23 protein-coding genes are annotated in these 19,283 nt (G+C 34.3%); 12 read left to right on the forward strand and 11 right to left on the reverse strand.

Going from position 1 to position 19,283, the window contains the following annotated elements; translation table 11 throughout:
• Nucleotides 1–221: 221 nt before the first annotated feature.
• Nucleotides 222–1,082, forward strand: coding sequence for a nuclease-related domain-containing protein (locus tag B371_RS0111240; RefSeq protein ID WP_255348664.1), 861 nt, complete (start codon nucleotides 222–224; stop codon nucleotides 1,080–1,082).
• A 61-nt stretch (nucleotides 1,083–1,143) separates the two neighbouring features.
• On the opposite strand, the gene B371_RS21715 is transcribed toward B371_RS0111240, so the two are convergent.
• Complete coding sequence (locus B371_RS21715; protein ID WP_019414418.1) at nucleotides 1,144–1,323, reverse strand: hypothetical protein; 180 nt, start codon at nucleotides 1,321–1,323, stop codon at nucleotides 1,144–1,146.
• 406 nt (nucleotides 1,324–1,729) lie between these two features.
• Here B371_RS21715 and B371_RS0111255 point away from each other — a divergent pair, with 406 nt between their 5' ends.
• The 5 genes from B371_RS0111255 to B371_RS21720 all read left to right on the forward strand — a co-directional run bounded on the left by B371_RS0111255 (nucleotide 1,730) and on the right by B371_RS21720 (nucleotide 6,386).
• Nucleotides 1,730–2,776 carry an LLM class flavin-dependent oxidoreductase gene (locus B371_RS0111255; protein ID WP_019414420.1) on the forward strand — a complete coding sequence of 349 codons (1,047 nt, stop codon included), beginning with the start codon at nucleotides 1,730–1,732 and terminating at the stop codon, nucleotides 2,774–2,776.
• Between the two features lie 26 nt (nucleotides 2,777–2,802).
• Nucleotides 2,803–3,762 carry a RimK family alpha-L-glutamate ligase gene (locus B371_RS0111260; protein WP_019414421.1) on the forward strand — a complete coding sequence of 320 codons (960 nt, stop codon included), beginning with the start codon at nucleotides 2,803–2,805 and terminating at the stop codon, nucleotides 3,760–3,762.
• 198 nt (nucleotides 3,763–3,960) lie between these two features.
• A complete protein-coding gene (locus B371_RS0111265) occupies nucleotides 3,961–4,623 on the forward strand; it encodes an HAD family phosphatase (RefSeq protein WP_019414422.1) in 663 nt (220 codons plus the stop codon).
• 80 nt (nucleotides 4,624–4,703) lie between these two features.
• Complete coding sequence (locus B371_RS0111270; protein ID WP_019414423.1) at nucleotides 4,704–4,922, forward strand: hypothetical protein; 219 nt, start codon at nucleotides 4,704–4,706, stop codon at nucleotides 4,920–4,922.
• A 183-nt stretch (nucleotides 4,923–5,105) separates the two neighbouring features.
• Nucleotides 5,106–6,386 carry a glucose-6-phosphate isomerase gene (locus tag B371_RS21720; protein WP_019414424.1) on the forward strand — a complete coding sequence of 427 codons (1,281 nt, stop codon included), beginning with the start codon at nucleotides 5,106–5,108 and terminating at the stop codon, nucleotides 6,384–6,386.
• Between the two features lie 151 nt (nucleotides 6,387–6,537).
• On the opposite strand, the gene B371_RS24100 is transcribed toward B371_RS21720, so the two are convergent.
• Together B371_RS24100 and B371_RS0111280 are read right to left on the reverse strand one after the other, a co-directional pair.
• Nucleotides 6,538–6,750, reverse strand: a complete 213-nt coding sequence (locus B371_RS24100) for an ROK family protein (RefSeq protein WP_369751099.1) — start codon at nucleotides 6,748–6,750, stop codon at nucleotides 6,538–6,540.
• A gap of 242 nt (nucleotides 6,751–6,992) precedes the next feature.
• On the reverse strand, nucleotides 6,993–8,195 hold the full coding sequence (locus B371_RS0111280) for an HD-GYP domain-containing protein (protein WP_019414425.1): 1,203 nt from the start codon (nucleotides 8,193–8,195) through the stop codon (nucleotides 6,993–6,995).
• Between the two features lie 159 nt (nucleotides 8,196–8,354).
• Between B371_RS0111280 and B371_RS0111285 the strand changes: the two genes are divergently transcribed.
• Nucleotides 8,355–8,963, forward strand: coding sequence for a hypothetical protein (locus tag B371_RS0111285; RefSeq protein WP_019414426.1), 609 nt, complete (start codon nucleotides 8,355–8,357; stop codon nucleotides 8,961–8,963).
• A complete protein-coding gene (locus B371_RS0111290) occupies nucleotides 8,963–9,721 on the forward strand; it encodes a ThiF family adenylyltransferase (protein ID WP_019414427.1) in 759 nt (252 codons plus the stop codon). The genes B371_RS0111285 and B371_RS0111290 overlap by 1 nt, the downstream gene beginning before the upstream one ends.
• Nucleotides 9,722–9,808: 87 nt before the next feature.
• Here B371_RS0111290 and B371_RS22925 read toward each other — a convergent pair whose 3' ends face one another.
• On the reverse strand, nucleotides 9,809–10,039 hold the full coding sequence (locus B371_RS22925) for an aspartyl-phosphate phosphatase Spo0E family protein (protein ID WP_369751098.1): 231 nt from the start codon (nucleotides 10,037–10,039) through the stop codon (nucleotides 9,809–9,811).
• Between the two features lie 204 nt (nucleotides 10,040–10,243).
• Nucleotides 10,244–10,447 (reverse strand): alpha/beta-type small acid-soluble spore protein, encoded by a 204-nt coding sequence (locus B371_RS0111300; RefSeq protein WP_019414429.1) that lies wholly within the window; start codon nucleotides 10,445–10,447, stop codon nucleotides 10,244–10,246.
• A gap of 155 nt (nucleotides 10,448–10,602) precedes the next feature.
• On the opposite strand from B371_RS0111300, the gene B371_RS0111305 reads away from it, so the two are divergent.
• Complete coding sequence (locus tag B371_RS0111305; RefSeq protein ID WP_019414430.1) at nucleotides 10,603–10,791, forward strand: hypothetical protein; 189 nt, start codon at nucleotides 10,603–10,605, stop codon at nucleotides 10,789–10,791.
• Between the two features lie 443 nt (nucleotides 10,792–11,234).
• On the opposite strand, the gene istB is transcribed toward B371_RS0111305, so the two are convergent.
• From istB to B371_RS0111330, 5 genes are all read right to left on the reverse strand, one after another.
• Complete coding sequence (gene istB / locus B371_RS0111310; protein ID WP_019414431.1) at nucleotides 11,235–11,987, reverse strand: IS21-like element helper ATPase IstB; 753 nt, start codon at nucleotides 11,985–11,987, stop codon at nucleotides 11,235–11,237.
• Entirely contained in the window at nucleotides 11,984–13,531 is a 1,548-nt protein-coding gene (istA, locus tag B371_RS0111315; protein ID WP_026023035.1) for an IS21 family transposase, read from the reverse strand. The genes istB and istA overlap by 4 nt, the downstream gene beginning before the upstream one ends.
• 104 nt (nucleotides 13,532–13,635) lie before the next feature.
• Nucleotides 13,636–13,848, reverse strand: coding sequence for a hypothetical protein (locus tag B371_RS0111320; protein ID WP_019414433.1), 213 nt, complete (start codon nucleotides 13,846–13,848; stop codon nucleotides 13,636–13,638).
• A gap of 210 nt (nucleotides 13,849–14,058) precedes the next feature.
• On the reverse strand, nucleotides 14,059–14,730 hold the full coding sequence (locus B371_RS0111325) for a hypothetical protein (RefSeq protein WP_019414434.1): 672 nt from the start codon (nucleotides 14,728–14,730) through the stop codon (nucleotides 14,059–14,061).
• 270 nt (nucleotides 14,731–15,000) lie between these two features.
• Nucleotides 15,001–15,189 (reverse strand): hypothetical protein, encoded by a 189-nt coding sequence (locus B371_RS0111330; RefSeq protein ID WP_019414435.1) that lies wholly within the window; start codon nucleotides 15,187–15,189, stop codon nucleotides 15,001–15,003.
• 684 nt (nucleotides 15,190–15,873) lie between these two features.
• Here B371_RS0111330 and B371_RS0111335 point away from each other — a divergent pair.
• Nucleotides 15,874–16,059, forward strand: coding sequence for an H-type small acid-soluble spore protein (locus B371_RS0111335; protein WP_019414436.1), 186 nt, complete (start codon nucleotides 15,874–15,876; stop codon nucleotides 16,057–16,059).
• Between the two features lie 125 nt (nucleotides 16,060–16,184).
• Here the strand turns inward: B371_RS0111335 and B371_RS0111340 are convergent, their stop codons facing one another.
• Nucleotides 16,185–16,886 (reverse strand): gamma-glutamyl-gamma-aminobutyrate hydrolase family protein, encoded by a 702-nt coding sequence (locus B371_RS0111340; protein ID WP_019414437.1) that lies wholly within the window; start codon nucleotides 16,884–16,886, stop codon nucleotides 16,185–16,187.
• A gap of 416 nt (nucleotides 16,887–17,302) precedes the next feature.
• Here B371_RS0111340 and B371_RS0111345 point away from each other — a divergent pair, with 416 nt between their 5' ends.
• Entirely contained in the window at nucleotides 17,303–17,989 is a 687-nt protein-coding gene (locus tag B371_RS0111345; RefSeq protein ID WP_019414438.1) for a hypothetical protein, read from the forward strand.
• A gap of 395 nt (nucleotides 17,990–18,384) precedes the next feature.
• The coding region (locus B371_RS0111350; protein ID WP_019414439.1) for a hypothetical protein at nucleotides 18,385–19,283 on the forward strand (899 nt) is incomplete at its 3' end.

Below are 19,283 nucleotides of genomic sequence, written 5' to 3' on the forward strand. Positions count from 1 at the left end.
CCAACTGAGCCATCGCTCACCATTTTATATCTTCTAAAACTTGCTTATATTCTATTAATCATGATATTTTCATATTAACCACTGTAAAATTTATCTAGTAAAGGAGCGTTTTTATAAACACTGAGCGTATACCACCTAAAACGATTCAAATATACAAACGATTAATTCACCGTATCCCTATTTCACACCCCCTCCGTCAAGAAATTGAAAATAAAATCAGACTGACCGAAGCTGGTTATTCAGGAGAATGCTATGTTGACAACTTTTTAAAGCAAGTGAATTTCCCAAAACACTATGCAATATTAAAAGACATACATATCCCAATAAATGAAAATTCCTATCTACAAATTGACACATTAATTATTACTAAAAAGTATATACTCGTGCTTGAAATTAAAAATATTAAAGGTAAAATCTATTTCCAAAAAACCCCCAAACAATTAGTCCGAGATTTTGAAGGAGAATTTAAAGCGTTTAAATGTCCTGAACAACAACTTCTTAGACACCTAAAAAAACTCCAAATAGTACTGAACCAAGCAAAAATCAACATCCCAATTAAAGGTTTAATCGTATTTGCATACTCGAAAACACAAATTGTCCTTCCACCCGAATTTGCCAAAATCACCATGGGCTGTGATATAGCGGACCACATTGAAAGGTACAACGAACTGCCGGATGTCATTTCACAAAGTATATTTAACAAGTTACTATCGGTAATTGCTTTGCAATCAACTGAATATCTACCAAACCCTTTGGCACAAACCTTCCCCCTAGAACTCGCAAACATACGCACAGGCTTAATTTGTCCGATTTGCCATAATAAAATAATCAACCAAAAAAACTGTCCCACATGTAAAACCTCAAGTAGGATCATGCAACAGCAAGCTATTGAAGATTGGTTCTACCTATGTAAAGACACCATATCCAACCGAGATTGTGTTCACTTCCTGGAACTTAAGGACAAGTATGCAGCAAACTATATACTTAATAAACTAAAATTAAACAAAGTAAATCATCACAGATACCGTCACTATTCATTTTCTCAATCCTTATGTTTTAAAAAACCTTCTATAACTCTATAAAAGAAAAGCGGCCTCGCAACAAAGATGGCTGCTTTTTCTTCGTAATTATTCTTAAAAGAATTTAAGCTATTTTGGCTACCACCAAAACTTTTTTTCTGTTGGTATACCTCCCTAAAGCATGACAATATTGTACTATTCCAACTTGGAACGTGATTTTTCCAACTTGGACTGAGAACATTCCAACTTGGAGTCCGTTTTTTCCAACTTGAACTTCATTTTTTCCAACTGAGCCAACGCTCACCTAAAATCCCCTTTAAAAACATGATCATTTACTTCCGATGGTCTTATTTATTAACTTTTTTATCCATAATCTATCACTATTCCAACTTGGAACGTGGTTTTTCCAACTTGGAGTCCGTTTTTTCCAACTTGAACTCCATTTTTTCCAACTGAGCCAACGCTCACCTAAAATCTCCCTATTAAACATGAACTATTTTATCCAATGTCAATGGGTATTCCACTGACATCACACTTACCACAAAAAAAATAAAATAGCCCTGACCCTGATTAATTAACTATTCTTTTCTACCATATTTATCATATGCTATTAAGTTGACTGATAACCTAGTTATCCTATAGGATTAAATATGTATCAGGAATATTTAAGGTTCTAAAATTATTATTTTATGAAAAGGAGTTGTTCTAAAATGCGATATGGATTTTGGTTACCTATTTTTGGAGGTTGGCTACGCAACGTAGAAAACGAGAATATGCCTCCTACGTTTGATTATGCAAAACAAGTTATTCAAGCAGGTGAACGACTAGGCTTCGACACGACACTTATAGCTGAACTTTACCTAAATGATATAAAAGGACCAGAATCAGATTCATTAGAAGCATGGTCCACAGCAGCTGCTTTAGCTGCTGTAACGGAAAAAATAGAAATAATGGTAGCAGTAAGACCCGGATTCCACAATCCAGCAATTACAGCAAAAATGGCTGCAAATATTGATCATATAAGTAATGGTCGTTTTACTTTAAATGTTGTATCAGCTTGGTGGGAAGCAGAAGCGAAACAATATGGTGGAGTCTTTACCGAACATGATGCTCGATATGACCGCACCGAAGAATTTATCGAAGTACTTAAAGGTCTTTGGACAGAAGATGTTTTTACTTATAAAGGGAAGTTCTATAATATAGAAAATACACACCTACAACCAAAACCAATTCAAAAGCCGAACCCGATTTTATACGCAGGTGGTGAAAGCCCTCGTGGCAAAGAAACTATAGTGGCAGGCTGTGATGCATATGTTATGCATGGAGGAACCGTTGAAGAAATTGAAACTAAAATAAACGGTATGAAAGCCTTGCGCAAGGATGCTGGAAAAGAACCGTTCCAATCATTTGGTATGGCTGCATATATCGTTTGTCGGGATACCGAGGAACAAGTACAACTTGAACTACAACGCATTACCGACACTAAAGAGTCTAGTGCCTATGCAGGCTATAACGATTTTGTCAGCAAATCACAGCTCGAACAACAAGTTAAACTTTATGACTACTCTGTTTCTAACCGCGGATTAAGACCAAATCTAATAGGTACACCTGAACAAATCGCCAATAAAATTATTGCATACGAACAAGTTGGACTAGATCTTTTATTACTTCAATTCTCACCTCAACTTGAGGAAATGGAACGCTTTGCTGAAAAAGTAATGCCCCTTGTTGAAAGTAAAAGAGCCCAACTCATTTAATAAAAAATAGATCGGAGGATTATTACATGACTAAAGTATATATCATTCATGAAAATAGTGAATGGACAGTACATTTAACTAAAAGACTTGAAGAATTGCAAGTTCCTTACGAAGAATGGCATCTTGATCAAGGTATTGTTAACCTAACAGAAGCCCCACCTGAGGGGATTTTCTACAATCGTATGAGTGCTTCTTCACATACGCGAAATCACCGCTTTGCACCAGAACTCACTTCTGCCGTCTTAGCATGGCTTGAACACCATAACCGAACTATTTTCAATGGTAGTAATGCACTAAGACTTGAGCTTAGTAAAGTACTTCAGTATACGGCATTAGAAGCAGCTGGCATAAATACCCCGAGAACTATAGCTGCAGTTGGCAATGAACAAATCATTAAAGCTGCTCAAGAATTAGGTGAGAGTTCATTTATCACTAAACATAACCGGGCCGGTAAAGGACTTGGTGTTCAACTGTTCCACTCGATGGAAGGCTTACAAAACTATGTTGAAGGCCCTACTTTTGAAGAACCAGTTGACGGCGTCACTTTGATTCAACAATATATTAAGGCCCCAGAACCTTTCATTACACGTTGTGAATTTATTGATGGTAAATTCCAATACGCTGTAAAGGTAGATACATCTGAAGGTTTCGAACTGTGCCCAGCTGACGCTTGCCAAATTGACGACCTGTTCTGTCCAGTAGGTGAAACTCCAAATGTAGTAAATTTAGAACAACCAAAATTCCAAATCGTCGAAAACTTTAATGATTCAATCATTGAAAAATATGAGCACTTCCTGAAACAAAATCAAATTAAAGTAGCCGGCATTGAATTCATTCGTGATACAAATGGTGAGATTTACACATATGACGTAAACACAAACACCAATTATAACGCTGATGCTGAAAAACAGGCTGGACACTATAACATGCTTCAACTTGCAAACGTCTTAAAAGCCGAACTTGAAAAAAACTATAGCAAAGCTTAAAATAGGCCATAGCATATTGAATTAACCTTTGCTATATACATTTGCCCCTTTTTTAATACTAACAAATTAAATCTTAATTCCTTAAAAACGCAGCGACCATTGTTTTAACAAGGTCGTTCTTTGCTTTCTATTTACTATTTTTTAATTCTATACTGGATTCGTGATAAACTAGAAATATCAGAACAGGAGTGATATCACATGCGCGTAGCCATATTTGACTTTGATGGAACACTGTACCCCCACGAAACCTATAAACTGATGATGAATTTCCTTAAGAATCATCCTATTCACTCATCAAAATATAAACCTTTTTATCGAACACTCTTGAAACCATACATTGCGTATAAAATGAAGATGTATCCTGAGAATAAGATGAAAGCAAAATCTATGCAGCTTTATTGGGATGCATTAAAAAGCCTGCCCCATCGAGAAATAGAACTATATTTTGAAGATATGTCTAAAGATATGCGCAATGAACTTAACATTTCAGTTGTGGATCGTTTGAATAAACATTTAAGAAATGGGGATCATGTCTTGCTAGTCTCAGGGGCATTCACTCCAATGTTAAACGAAGTGACTAGCGAATTATCCATACATGAAATAATTGGTACAGAAATCCCCATGAGTAATGGTATAGTTGACACAGATACCGATATCTATCATATCCAAGGTGTGCGGAAAAACGAAATGATTGAAAAAGCACTCCTAGGACTTGACATTGATTGGGATAATAGTTCAGCATATGGTGATAGCATATCCGATCTCACAGTTCTCGAACTTGTTGGAAATCCAGTAGCAGTTAGGCCTGAATCACGCTTAAAAGCAATAGCCGAAGAACGAAAATGGGAAATTATTTGGTAGTATTAGATGGTCATTTGAATAAACTCTATTACTTGTAAATCTCTATTTGGTAAAATAAATGAAAAAGGAAGTATCATTTCATGAAACTATTTCGCTTTACTATTCCCATCATGATACTAGTCGGTATATTATCGATGTGGCTCCTAGGAACAAAATATTCGGAAGTACCTTATGATACCCGAATTCTAATAGCAGTTGGCGGTTCTATCGTCTCCGGTATAATTACCCACTTTTTGCTGAGAAGTGATACTCAAAAGATAGATTCGAAACCAAGTGATCCTATTAAAAAAAAACGTTGACCACCTAAAAGACCACCAATTCAAATTGGGTGGTCTTTTCTTCTGGATTGAATTGATACCCAAATATCAAAGTCATTCAAAATCCAATCTTTAAAACGAAAAATACCTTACCATCTTACCTCTAAAATGGTAAGATATAGATAGTAATTTTAACGAAATGAATATAAAACACAGGAGGATTCTATGACTATTAACCTTACTTATTCCGGTGATTATCAGCAATTAGTGTCATCAGAACTTGAAAAAAGACTTAAAGTGATTCATAACAACATGTTAAATAAAACTGGCGTTGGCTCGGAATTTTTAGGATGGCATGATTGGCCAAGTGGGGTAAGCGAGACATTTCTCAATGAGATCCAACAGACTGCAGACACTATTAGACAAAACTCAGATGTTCTAGTTGTTATAGGTATTGGTGGCTCTTATTTGGGGTCAAAAGCTGTCATAGAAGCATTAACTCCACATTTTCATAAACATGAGGAAATAGAAGTTCTATACGCAGGTCATCATGTTAATGGTGAGTACTTAGCGAAACTTATGAAGTATCTGGATGATAAAGAGGTAACGATAAATGTGATTTCTAAATCTGGCACAACTACGGAACCTGCTCTTGCTTTCCGTTTTTTACAAAAATATATGGAAGATCGTTATGGTGAAGATGCCTGCTCAAGAATCATTGTTACAACAGATGCACAAGGCGGTTCACTTCTGAGTTTATCTAAAGATAAAGGATATCAACGTTTTGAAGTACCATCTGACATCGGTGGTCGTTATTCTGTATTTACGGCGGTTGGCTTACTACCCATCGCTGTAGCTGGATTCTCTATTTTCGACTTAATAAAGGGTGCATCGACTGCAGAAAAGACATTCCAAGAATTTGATATAAACACAAACAAAGCTATACAATATGCTGTTATCCGTAATCAGTTGTACAATCAAAATTATTCCATCGAAATTTTAGCAACTTTCGAATCTAAATTATCATACTTGCAGGAATGGTGGAAACAATTATTTGGAGAAAGCGAAGGAAAAGAACAAAAAGGAATTTTCCCGGCATCTGTATCATTTTCTACTGATTTACATTCTTTAGGGCAATACATCCAAGATGGGCAACGTATTCTTTTCGAATCGTTCCTTATAATAGAAGAAACAGCCAATGATCTTTCTGTTTTTACTGCAGATAATAACAATGACGAGTTAAATTATTTAAGTGGCTTGACTTTAAATGAGTTTAACTTAGCGTGTTATGAAGCTACTTCAAGTGCACATTTAACCGGTAAAGTACCCCAAATTGGAATTTCAATCAAAAAACTCGATGAAGAAAACATCGGATATTTACTATATTTCTATATGGTTTCATGTGCCTACAGTGCTTATTTACTAGACATAAACCCATTTGACCAACCCGGTGTTGAAGATTATAAAACGAACATCTTTAAAATTTTACAAAAACCAGGATATTGATTTTCAGGTATAAGAAAGGCGGCTACACTTAATGTGTAACCGCTTTTCATATTTAAATCACCTAGTTGCATAGTGGGAAGTCAAGAAGCAAACTAGTCTTTATACTATTTCTCTAACTTTACTTAATTTGAAACACATTCCTTTGAATCTTCTAACACAAGTAAAGCTGCACCCAGCATTCCTGCTTCCCCCCAAGTCCTGTACCAATCGTTAAACAAACGGCTCGTGTGCAACCTATAGCTGAACCAAACCGTACTTCTGCTAGAGTTGAACAATTTGCATCATTGTTAACATGTACTTGTAGACCAGTGGCTTTCTCTAAAAGTTTTTTTACTTGTATCCCCTGCCAACCTAGGCAATGTATCCGTTACAAACTTAATCACACCATTTTGTGCGTCAACCATTCCCCTTGTACTAATTCCAATTGCTCGGACATCAGTATTTTTTCTTAAGAAAAGGAGTATTTCTTGTTCATGCATGCTTTTTATCATATTTCGTATATTAATTTTACTGTTAAACTAAAAAAACCCAAGTATTATATGCGAAGAAACTTAGAAAGCACCTACAGGGCTATGATCACCTGTAGATGCTTGAAATTAGTTTATATCATAAAAAGTCTGTTAACTTTTCAAATTCTTTAACTGGATCATTTGAGCTGCTATATATCTTTTTAAAATTAAAATGAAGTGTTGATACAACATCAATTAAATCGGGATCGAATTGCGTTCCTTTTCCATCAAGCAGATGTTGAAAAGCTTCGTCAAATTTCATTTCACAACGATATGAACGTGTTGAAGTCATCGCATCAAAAGCATCTACAATGGCTAAAATTCGGGCAGCGAGTGGAATCTCTAAACCTTTAAGTTTGGCTGGATAGCCCTCGCCATCCCATCTTTCATGATGGTAAAGAACTCCGCTTTTTAAGTCTTGTAAGCCTTCAATTCTTTCTACCATTCTAGCTCCTACCACAGGATGTGTTTGAATGACTTCATATTCTTCAACTGTTAATGATCTCGTCTTCGTAAGGATATTTTCCGGAATATTTATTTTCCCAATATCATGCAGTAATGCACCTAAGCGTAACTTCCGAAGTTCATTTTTATCTTTATATTCTATTAAATGTTTACCAAGTTCTACCGCATATAGACTCACACGTTCACTATGTCCAAATGTATATAGATCTTTTGCTTCAATAGATACAATAAAACTATTAACCACTTGTTCTATCGTTTTTTCCATTGATTTTGTAACCATAGCTACCTGTTTTGAAAAGATTAGATGAAAAGTAGTTAGAATAAGAAAACTAAATGCTGCCAATATGAGGTATAAAAGAATTCGATTTGAAATATCGATACTATCTACTATGTAAGTACTAGTTGAAAAGTTAATTGATACTAGAGTAAGAAGCAATCCACCAATTATTGAGTAATAAATCAACAGCCTACGCTCACCATAAATACCTGCAAGTAATGGCATTATTAAAAAATAACTCCAAGATTCCGTATATCCTGAACCAAAATATAACCCAATAATTAAAAAGACACAATAAACTAAAAGTAGAAATTGCTGAATTTGTGAATTGATTTTAACAAGATTAATTATAATAAAAAAACCAATTAGAATGCCTAAAAATACTAAGAGCATAAAGAGATTTGCTCTTGAATAAGGCATATTGAAGATATCAAAAACTAAATTCCAACTACAGCTTATAAAAAGAAAAAAAGCAATAATCTTAATTAAAGTTTTTGTAATCTTCGATCTGTGTTCATGAAAATATTGATCCAGAAGCTGTTGTTCAAATTCTACCATGGTTATGTACTCCCTAGTTATTAATAAAGTTATCTAGATTGTATCACTTTTCAGTGTTGTTGTTTTAATTTATTTTATTTTGACTAAAAATGAAAATTTTTGTCGTTTCTTATATAGTTAAAATGTTACAAACTAAAAAGTGAAAAGGGAGTTTTTCAAATGCAACCAGTTAAAAAGTATTATTATGGACAAGCAATCAGTCAATTTCGTGAGGAGGCAATTCAATTACATCGAAAACGCTATAGTGAAGTAGGATTTCTACTCGAAGATGAGCAAGACCCATATGAGTCTGATTCTCTCTATTTTGTAGCCAAAGATCAAGAAAAAAATGAAATCGTCGGTGTTACAAGATTAATTTTCAAACCTTTGCTTGAACTAGCAACATTAGAGCACTTCACTATTTATGATTTGGATATTAAAAAGCTCCAAAAACTTGATAAAAACAGTTATGCTGAAGTCAGTGCTTTCACTAAAATGCCACAACATGAAGTGGGAATGGATATTATTCGTACTGTATTTCAATACTCTCTTCATCATGGAATTACCCATTGGATTTGTTGTATTGACGAAAGAGTCTACAAATATTTAAATCGTGTGTTTGGACCTGCTTTCAAAATAATTGGTGAACCGCAAGTATATCTTGGTTCTGTAACAATTCCTTGTATATTAGACATTCCAGCCGGAACACCAATATTCAAAAGTACGAAGCCTAAACTTTATGAATTCTTGTTTAATTACGAAAATCAAATCTTGGAGGTATCGAAATAATGATAAAAGAGCAGTTTAGTAGAAACCTAGGCATCATGTCGGAAAATGAAATTAACAAATTACAGGATACAAAAATCGTTATCGCAGGTTGTGGTTGTATTGGTGGATTTTCAGCAGAATTATTAACTCGTATGGGTGTAGGGAAACTTGCTTTAGCAGACCCCGATATTTTTGATGTATCCAACATAAATAGACAATGTGCAGCTAGTTTTAACACAGTCGGTCAACTAAAGGTTGATGCATTAAGTGATCATCTATTAGCGATTAATCCGGATTTAGAGATTACTAGATTCACGAAGGGTGTAAACGAAGAAAATATGGATGAATTTCTCGCGGATGCGGACTATGTAATAGATGCAATTGATTATTTTTGTTTCCCTGATGCAATTGCCCTTCACAGAGCAGCACGAAAAAAAGATTTGTATATAATTACTGCCGTAGCACTAGGATTCGGTGCTTCTGTATTAACTTTTGCTCCAGATGGTATGAGTATTGAAGAGTATATTGGAATTCCGGAAAGCCTGTCCATTGAACAATTAAAAGGAATTACTTTCCCAGCATCTCAGTACACAAGTTATTTACCCAGCTACGTAAACGAAGAAATGATAGAAGAATTTCTTGAAAAGAAAACCATCCCAACCATTAGTGTGGGACAAGCATTGGGACCAGGTGCTTTAGTATCTCAGTTAGTACTTCACTTACTCGATCGAAAACAACCGCTTCTCGTTCCAGATAAGTTTCAACTTCAATTTGAATAATCTCAACTAAGGTTTTTGACGTTGAATAATCCAGCAACAAAATTGTTGCTGGACTTTATTTGCGCTGATTAAGTTGATGAGTACCTGTCATATTCCCTGATATTTATTAAGTAAATTATCGAGCTCCTGACTACATTCCAAAACACTCGAATGTGTTAGACCAAAATAATTTGCTCTAGTATACATCATTTTCTGTTTAAACTTGATTTGTTGTAATAAAATTATTTTGGCCGTAATTTTCATTGTTTGTTTATCCTCCATAAGATATAGGTTATTCTTAAATTCATAATTAAATTCATAAGATATATCATATATCATTGGTGTTGCAGTAATTTGTCGATTTATGTTAAAAAATAAAAGTTCATAATTCCGTCACATTTCTGATTAATTTGCTTGAATATGTTGAAACAATAACATTTAGTCAGACCTTGTTGAACTGCGTAAAGTAATATCTCCATTTTGGCAATGGGCTAATATAAATACAGAAAAAAAGCCGACAGTATGATACTGTCGGCTTTCCTTTTATGAGTTTTGATTCCCTTTTAATTGTTGTTGGGCTTGTGCTACTAAACGTTTCGTAATTTCTCCACCAACTGATCCGTTAGCACGAGATGTTGCATCTTGTCCTAGGTTTACACCAAATTCTTGCGCAATTTCATACTTCATTTGATCCAAAGCTTGTTTTGCACCAGGTACTGATAATTTGTTTGAATTATTGTTAGCCATGTTTGCTCACCTCCTTGTTGTATATATCATGCTCTTTATTTTAAAAAACATGCACCAAACTTATAATTTTTGTTTTTCAGCATTTTTAAACAGTTCTTAATAGAACACTTAGTTAATAAAATAAAAAGGTAAGTCACAATCACGGGGGGAGATAGATGGATGAAGAGTATTTACATCAATTAGTTAATACACTACAAGGAATTCAACAAGAGTTGAGACGTATTGGGGATTCCTTACATACCCTTGCCCATAATCCACCTGAAAAAGATAAAAATTTCCTAGGATTAGAAGAAAAGTTAAGAGTAATCGGATGTTTTTTAGAAGACATTTCCTACAGAAAATAATTTTCTTCATCAAAAACCCACTAGTTTAATTTATCTAGTGGGTTTTAGTATTATCTATTGCAGCCAGGATATACATAAAATAAAATAGAAATTTACATTCACTAATTGCAGCTCTGTCGTTTCAAAAGATATAAGGTCATTTGATTTCATAATACTAAAATTATCCTTACATATTTATTGTATCTTAATCAATATTAATGGAGGATAGTATTCAGAAAGGTAAATTGAGATTCTTAACTGAATAATTTTTTTAACCAACTTTTTAATAACTTGCTTCTAACTTATGATAATAATGATCAATCCCAAACCCAATCAGTAATGCCAATGTTTGGTGAAATAACATTCCTAAAACAACCGGTACAGCTGTGGGGAAATTAAATTGCTAATACGGTGTAACCGTCAAGTAGAAATGATCAATTTTCCACAATTAGTTTTGACCACCCTTAGGTAAATAGGGTCTGTCTATATTTCATACGATGACTTGGATCATCACCATATGAAATCACTTCGCTACGGTGAAGAAGTCTGTCTAGAATAGCTGTAGTGAAGGTGGGTTCCCCAAAGAATTTCCCCCATTCATCTGGACCTTTATTTGACGTCAGAATGAATGCGACGTGGTCATACAACTCGTATATAAACTGGAAAAATAGATTGGCCTCCTTTGGCTCCATCGCCATATACATTACATCGTCAATGATCAGTAAATCGGATTTTTTCATCCGGTTATAACGAACCTTGGATTTATTTGAGAACTCTTGGGTTTTTAATATATAGATCAATTCGGCCATTGAAATGAACGACACTTTGAAACCCCGATTGATTGCCTCAATCCCTAGCCCAACGGCCAGGAGTGTTTTGCCGACACCTGGCGGTCCTAAAAGAATAAGCGTGAAATAATCATCAATCCAATGAAGCTCTCTTAACTGCTTAAATTGTCGTTCACCTAGTGCCTTTTGTTCGTGGAGATGATAGTCCTCCAATGTTTTCATGTAAGGAAAACCAGCCCAGTTCATATGCTTTTCAATCGATTTCTGTTCCCTGCTTTCAAGCTCATACCGAAGGATTTCATGAAGTAGTTCATGATAGGTCCAATTTTGACTTTCCGCACTACGAAGTATTTCTGGCAGCTCTTTTGCCGTTTCTGCTAGCCTTAAGTTCTTGAACTTTTCTTGTAAAGCTGTCACTGGACTTGTCATGACTTCACGCCTCCCAATACTTTGAGGTAGAGATCCGTATCCCTATCAACTGCTTTCAGGTGATTATACCTACCGTCGACCTCGTAGATCGGTGGGGCCACTACTGCTGCGTCCTCTCGATGTAGTGAATAAACAATGTCTCGATAATCATTTGCACTGATTAAGTTAAGCGTCTTCGCTTTCTCCAATCCTGCTTGTATCTGCTCGGGATGGGTTCTAATAACGTTTTGCATGACCTTCAACTGATCAATCATATGTCGCGGATACTTGGCTTTCAACTCATTGAGATACCAATCTATTAAGTGTGACTCTTCGAAGGATTCTCTCACTTGATGAGATAGGAGTTCAGCTTTTGAACTTTTTCCCCGTTCATGGGAAGAATCTTTGATTAGTTTTCCTTTTTCTTTTGAAATCAGATGATCCGCCAAAATAGCACCATCCGTTTTGAGACGAATATGTAGATGGTCTGCGATTTTGGTGTCTAGATAAACGAGATTAGGTGAGCCCTTTTTAAAAGTACCTGCCGGTACGCTGTATCGATTGCCCGCAAAACGGATCACATTGTCCTTATGCACGCTTCTTGTTATACTGAGGGTAGTTGAATTCTCATGAGAGAATGCAGACGAGACTTTTTTGAGGTGCTGCTTTTCGAGGGCGTGCACTTCGAAAGGTCTCTTTTTCGTTGTATTATGAACTTTATAGTTCCCTGTTCTTTTTAACCAACTTAAAGACTGCTCATTTAAGATTTCCAGACTACTGTACGTTCGGTTCTTACTGAAGTTTCTTTTAATGAATTTGACGACATTTTCAATTTTCCCCTTTGTTTCGGGGTCGGCCTTTCTACAAAGATACACCCTGAATTTACGAAGTTCCCGGTACCGCTGAAACTCCGCTGTGTAAATGATGTCGCCTGAATTCTCAGAAACGGCTATCAAAGCGTCTTGGTCATACACAATTTCTTCAGGCATGCCTCCATAAAACTGAAATGCATTTTCATGACACCTAACCACATCGCTTGTTTTAAAAGGTCGATCCAACCATTCAAAGTATTTATGACGTGAGTGTGAAAGAACAAAGGCGATAAAGTAACCTCGTTTAGGATTTCCATTTTCATCTGTCAGAACATCCTGCCCAAAATCAACTTGTGCCTGAAATCCCATTGGGAGTTCATCGGTTGCACTGTAGATGCGCTCGCTTGCTGTTTTCGGAATGTGGTATAACTTCCTTACTTCATTTACAATGTTTCTCACAGTGTTCTCGGAAGCCATTGTGTAATCACACCTCTCATCGAGCCAATCATGAATTTGTGCACCTGTCAGATCAGGATGTTCCTTCAACCAGGTGAAAATTGTTTCCCGATAGGGGTCCAATTTCTTTTCACGTGTTTTTAATGTGGTTACCCAGTCTTCCACTTCCTCGTGTGTCATATTCAAATACTTTTTGACCGTATTTCTAGACAAAGATAATTTTCTTGAAATCTTCGAAATACTAAATCCATCTTCCTTTAGCTGCAAAATCTTAAAGTAGTTCATAATTCTTTCCACTCCATTTTCCCCGCTCTCCATTTCAATACTACATCAGTATAATGGAGGGCTTTTTTTGTACAAGGGGTGGTCAAACTTATTTGTGGAGAACTGCTCACTTTAGTTTATCGTTTACATACGGCTCCAGCACTAATATTTCTCATTCCTCCATTAAAAGTTAAAGCAATAACAGTTTCTTTATTATATTTCAAAGTTTTAGCGAATATAAATGAGTTTAGATAACCACTAAAAGCGGTAAAAAATACCACAATGGCAATAATAATCAATCTAAAATTAATGTTCAGTAAAAATGGAGCGACAACTGTTCCATTCAACATAACATCAAAGCCCATGCCGATCTTTGCAAGAATGCATATCTATTGTCTTATACCAAGTGAGAGAACCTGCTGAGTTGGCAAACACTTTACGTTCGATTTCAATTACGAGGTGATGCAGCAGATTTTTGACCTAAAGCACTTGATACTAACTCTCAATCAATAAAAAATAACGGCTGAAGTAAATTTCAGCCGTTTCAAACTATACTATTACTAATTTTGCTTTGTTCTAAAACGTAAATAGCGAAATTTTCTAAGCGGATTCTGACGTTTTCCTTTTGAGATTAAATACATCCATAAAATAAATGCGATTCCACTGATGAGGTATGTTACAAAAACCATTGTTGCTTTTAATGTCATCCAATACCCATTCTTATAATTAACATCAATTAAATTCATACCTGTGTATGACTCTATAACTAGAGGACCAAATGTAATTACTAGCAAAAAAGAACCTATGAAGATTAAAAATAAACTCCATATAGTATAAGGTTTATAAAATACTATACCAATTAGAAGTCCAGCTAATCCTAATGTGATCCACCAATAATCACGAAAATAATCAAAAAATACATTCATAACAAAAGATAAACTTAAGACGCCAATAATTGTAAGAACCGTAATTGACATTACAGCAGTCCAGCCAAAAATCTCCTTAATTGTACTTATAAGACTTTCTCGTTCAATCGGTTGTGTTGCTTGTTGAGATTGTTCGAATTCTTTTATTATCTTTCTTGTCTCTTTTTTCTCTTCATAATAGTTCACTATCTTATTTTTAGTATCTATAATTCTTATTCTCTGTATCTTACTTCTTATTTTTATTTTATTATAAATATCTCTAAACTTCTTTTTAATTAATGGCATTCGATAATTTCTAAGGTTCATTTAAATTCCTCCAACTTTAACAGTCCATATAAGTATCTTACGTTTCAACGTACCTAGTTTATACATGTTCTTCCTTATTAATTGCAACTAAATTTAAAGATATTAAATCTATAGGGCACCCCCTATACTAGTATCCTTAAAAACCTTCAAAAACTAAAAAAAAGCTATTCACCGCTATATTTTAGGTGATTAGCTTCTTTGATTATTTTGCCTTAAGATAATTTTTCATTTCCTGAATTTATTGTCTGATTAACAATATGCTAACTATGACTAGCGAATTAAGCGTTTGCTGTCTTTCTTCCCAGCATAATGTTTAACTACTTTAAATGACCTTTTTTCTGCATACTTTTTACATGCATAACAAAAAATAATTTGCATTCCACTACTATTTTCATATTTAATCATTGGGACGTCTTCCATTTTACAAATACCACATGATTTCTTGAGTAATTTGAGCATGCAATTCATTCCCTTTCTAGTGAAAGATATTGTTAACAAACTTCTAGTTATAAAACCACTGAAATACGGGTAAATAGAACCATATTCACATTAATATTAGAAAAATAATAATTCCTTATGACTTTTATCCCTACTTAGTATCTATAACACTAGTATATATGAGCCAAATTAAAATATGAATAGGAAGTTTTGTTAATAAATGTCGAATAGAAATAAGTTTTTAATTACTTGATTTAATTTCTTAATTCAAAGAAGTCTTCTAGGTAAAGGTGGAATTTCCTTTTAACATTTATTCAAAAATTGCACAAAAAAACCAGCAACTTGTAAGTTCCTGGAATCTATTTCAGTCTATTTAAATTGCTCTAAATATATTTACATCCATCCAAATTACTAGTTCACCTTCTTATATACTCTTCTTTCTGCATATTCTCTACAAGCATTACACACTTTTATTAATTCACCCTTATCATTTTTGTAGCGTGTTAATGGTTTAACTCGTCTCTTACAAATAGTGCAGGATTTTTTTAAAAAGTTGAAAATGTTAAAACACTCCTTTTAATATCATTTTATGAAATGTTTTTTATAATATTGCTCTTCCTTAAATAAATAATACATATTTAAACCTTAATCACTCATACTAATTCGAACAAATTAAAAATACTAAAATGTAATGGAGGGATTCTTATGGAACTTGATCGTATAAAACAGATCGTGGCTTCTCCTAGAGAAATTGATGTAACTTATAACGGTGCTCCAGTCTGGATAGATAAAATTCATGAAAATGAAAAGCTTGCTACGGTTCATCTAAGACAGTCACTAGAAGAAAGATCTGAAGTAGAAATAGCAGAACTTAAAGAAGAAATACATTAATAGTTTAAATAACTTAACTTTTATAAAAAAGCGGCTGACGATAAATTCAGCCGCATTACTAAAGAAATCAAATAGCCATGAAGTTTCATACAACTACCTCGATATTAATTCCGCTTCATTTATTGTTATTTTTTACATGCTTGAATAAATGTTTTAAAAATCGCCTCTGACACAGCATCTTTTTTTACTACCATGTTTTCAGGATGCCATTGAAACCCCATAACAAATTCGTGTGTTTTACTTTCAAAGGCTTCAATAATTCCGTCACTAGCAAGAGCACTTACTTCAAATTCATTTGGAATTTTTCTGATTGCTTGATGATGGAAACTATTCACTTTAAACTTCTCCATATGAGTAATGGTACTTAAAATAGATCCTTCTATTACTTGCACAAAATGGGAAGCATGGTATCTAGCTGCTTGTTGAGTATGTTGTAATAAACTCTTATCTGTTTGATTATAGATGTCTTGATACATATCACCGCCAACAGCAATATTTAAAATTTGGCACCCTCTACATATTCCTAAAATCGGCTTGTTAAGCTTTAACATTTTTTGAATTATTGCTATTTCAAATTCATCTCTTTCAGGAGTTATTTTTCCAAGTCCCCTTATTGGCTCTTCCCCGAATAATGTAGGATCAATATCTTCTCCTCCTGTTAAAAGTAATCCATCAATTAATTGAACGAGGGAATCAATATCAGCTTCCGCTAGATTAGGAATTATAATTGGTACTCCTCCAAATTCCGTAATTGCTTGTATATAGTCTGTAGAAACTGAAAAAACTTTCCCATCTAAAGTCGAAGAAATACCAATAATTGGTTTCATTTTTTTAACTTCCTCTCTATTTTTAATCCTATACTGGTTCGATTTTTGAAAGACCACAACTAGAAGTCCTTGTATAATTATATTCTACCAAAGACAACAATGTTTTTTAACTCTTTCTCATTCATTTCACAGATTCCTATACCCTTACTACTCATAACAGATTCTAATAAAATTAGAAAATACATACTGAAAAATTAACTAGTGAGTTCTTTAATAAAATTTTTCCACATATCGCAATACAAAAGATACTTACTCATTAAAAGTAAACAACATTCTTTTTAAATACCCCCTTAAACTAAATATGTTGAGCGAATAGTATGATAAGCATCGAACATTGGAAGGATTACATATTCGTAAGTTGATATGGACTTTCGACTTTCTTTTATAAGTGCTACAAATCAGAAGAGGTGAAGTACATGAAAAACTGGAAAATCATTAGTGCTGCATTACTTGCGGCATCTTTAGTAACGGCTACTTCAGGCCAAGCTTGGGCAAGTACAAAAACGACAGACTTAGAAACAGTAAACCTTCAGAGTGTTTTAGAGATTGAGGATATACCAACAACACTAAACGTTGATTCAGACTTAGTTTCTTCAATCATCGTACCAACGGGTTATCTAGCAAACAATATCTTTGCTTTATTGACTAATTTCGAAAAGATAAGCAATCCAAATGCAAAAGAAGCACTTCTCAATAATATTGAGAGAGCAATTGCAAGATGGGAAGCAAAAAAGGTTGAGGATGACACAGTAATTGAATCAGAAACAGAAGAAGAAAATGTATCGACACCGCCAGAAGAAGATATAGAAGATGTAGAAGATGTATCTGAAGCAGAAGAAAGTCAAGATGAAGATAGTGATAAAGAAGAAGAAAAAACGCTAGCTGAACGAGAAGCAAAAAAGAATGCTCAATTAGCTAAAGTTGAGGCAATAAAAGCTGCAAACTCAGCTAAAAAAGAAGTAAGAGAAGAAGCAAAACAAGTGAAGAAAGAAGCAAGAGAAGAAGCAAAACAAGTGAAAAAAGAAGAACGAAAATCAAATAAACAAGACAAACAAAATGGTAACCAATCAAGTAAGTCTGAAAACAAGGGCAATAATAAATAATCACCTGCTCTCAATTTAAAAACGTATGAAATGGCTGATTTAATCCTACTAGGGGCACTTTAAAGATTTTCACTTACGAATTAGTTTAATCCTTATAGCCACTAGTAGCTTAAGCTGCCGTTTAAAAACCCTGCACTATACAAACACCAGATTGATAGATACAATATCATCATGTCTACATTTTTAAATCTAAAACTAATTTAGTTACCATTTGCTGATTCGTTGTAAACTTTTCGATTTATTCAATACAAAGCATACCCTTTAATATCATTATTATCATCGAAACGTTTACAACGAAGCAGAACAACAATATAACTTTCCATTTGATAGTGAAATAAATAATAACATATCACCGTACTTTATATAATCTGTCTACAAAGGAGAAGGATGCCATTATGAACACGCAAAGAGGGATTGTATTTGAAAATAAATCTTCATATAGCATTTTTCTAACTCCAGATGGTCGGTTCCAAAAAGGTATTTCGCTTGTATCTTCTGCTTCTGTTGGAGAAGAAGTTTCATTTCGTCCTTATGTTGCTGTGTACAAGACAAAATTCCCTGTAAAACCCGCCGTGATGGCTCCTATTATTGCGGCTGTGGCAATTGTTCTCATGTTCTTCTCGGTTCTATTACCAGCACAGACGACTGTTTCTGCGTTTGTCCAAGTCGACTTTAACCCAAGTTTTGAATTGGGAATTGATGAAGACGGGGATGTCCAACAATTTAGAGGATTAAATGAAGATGGAATTGCCTTAAAGAGGGAGATTTCTTTTTGGAAAGGTAAAACATTCCCCCAACTGCTTTCCACAATTGTCGATCAATCTAAATTAAACACCAATGAATATTCTCAAATAGAAATAACAACTATTTATATAGAAGAAACCCATCAACTTTCATTAGAAAAATTGATTACCACATCAGTTGCTAACTCAACCACTAATTTGAAAAAAGAATCCGTTCAAATGAACAAAGCTACAGTTGAAGAACGTGTAGAAGCAAATTCACAAGGCGTTTCTGTTGATGCTTTGAATAAGAAACAACTAAAAGAACAAATATCATCAGAGGATAAAAAACAGCCAAAAGCAAAAGGAAAGAAACCTACTAAGGAACCAGAGAAGAAACCTACGAACGAAACAAAAACGAAACAAGAAAAGAAACAACCAGGTAATAGTCAAAAAAATAAAGAACAAAATAATTCAAAATCCCAATTAGATAAAAAAGATAAGAAGCAACAGTCCGAAGACAAAGAAGCAAAGAATAACAATAATAATAGCAACAACAACAACAACAACAA

Origin of the sequence: Paenisporosarcina sp. TG20 (assembly GCF_000286315.1) — a bacterium.
Classification (GTDB): Bacteria; Bacillota; Bacilli; order Bacillales_A; family Planococcaceae; genus Paenisporosarcina.

Excerpts from the sequence above, each read along its gene's own strand:
- B371_RS0111255 (WP_019414420.1), top strand. The coding sequence starts at position 1,730 with ATGCGATATGGATTTTGGTTACCTATTTTTGGAGGTTGGCTACGCAAC.
- B371_RS0111260 (WP_019414421.1), top strand. The coding sequence starts at position 2,803 with ATGACTAAAGTATATATCATTCATGAAAATAGTGAATGGACAGTACAT.
- B371_RS0111265 (WP_019414422.1), top strand. The coding sequence starts at position 3,961 with ATGCGCGTAGCCATATTTGACTTTGATGGAACACTGTACCCCCACGAA.
- B371_RS0111270 (WP_019414423.1), top strand. The coding sequence starts at position 4,704 with ATGAAACTATTTCGCTTTACTATTCCCATCATGATACTAGTCGGTATA.
- B371_RS21720 (WP_019414424.1), top strand. The coding sequence starts at position 5,106 with ATGACTATTAACCTTACTTATTCCGGTGATTATCAGCAATTAGTGTCA.
- B371_RS0111280 (WP_019414425.1), bottom strand. The coding sequence starts at position 8,195 with ATGGTAGAATTTGAACAACAGCTTCTGGATCAATATTTTCATGAACAC.
- B371_RS0111285 (WP_019414426.1), top strand. The coding sequence starts at position 8,355 with ATGCAACCAGTTAAAAAGTATTATTATGGACAAGCAATCAGTCAATTT.
- B371_RS0111290 (WP_019414427.1), top strand. The coding sequence starts at position 8,963 with ATGATAAAAGAGCAGTTTAGTAGAAACCTAGGCATCATGTCGGAAAAT.
- B371_RS22925 (WP_369751098.1), bottom strand. The coding sequence starts at position 10,039 with ATGATATATGATATATCTTATGAATTTAATTATGAATTTAAGAATAAC.
- B371_RS0111300 (WP_019414429.1), bottom strand. The coding sequence starts at position 10,447 with ATGGCTAACAATAATTCAAACAAATTATCAGTACCTGGTGCAAAACAA.
- B371_RS0111305 (WP_019414430.1), top strand. The coding sequence starts at position 10,603 with ATGGATGAAGAGTATTTACATCAATTAGTTAATACACTACAAGGAATT.
- istB (WP_019414431.1), bottom strand. The coding sequence starts at position 11,987 with ATGACAAGTCCAGTGACAGCTTTACAAGAAAAGTTCAAGAACTTAAGG.
- B371_RS0111320 (WP_019414433.1), bottom strand. The coding sequence starts at position 13,848 with ATGTTGAATGGAACAGTTGTCGCTCCATTTTTACTGAACATTAATTTT.
- B371_RS0111325 (WP_019414434.1), bottom strand. The coding sequence starts at position 14,730 with ATGAACCTTAGAAATTATCGAATGCCATTAATTAAAAAGAAGTTTAGA.
- B371_RS0111330 (WP_019414435.1), bottom strand. The coding sequence starts at position 15,189 with ATGCTCAAATTACTCAAGAAATCATGTGGTATTTGTAAAATGGAAGAC.
- B371_RS0111335 (WP_019414436.1), top strand. The coding sequence starts at position 15,874 with ATGGAACTTGATCGTATAAAACAGATCGTGGCTTCTCCTAGAGAAATT.
- B371_RS0111340 (WP_019414437.1), bottom strand. The coding sequence starts at position 16,886 with ATGAAACCAATTATTGGTATTTCTTCGACTTTAGATGGGAAAGTTTTT.
- B371_RS0111345 (WP_019414438.1), top strand. The coding sequence starts at position 17,303 with ATGAAAAACTGGAAAATCATTAGTGCTGCATTACTTGCGGCATCTTTA.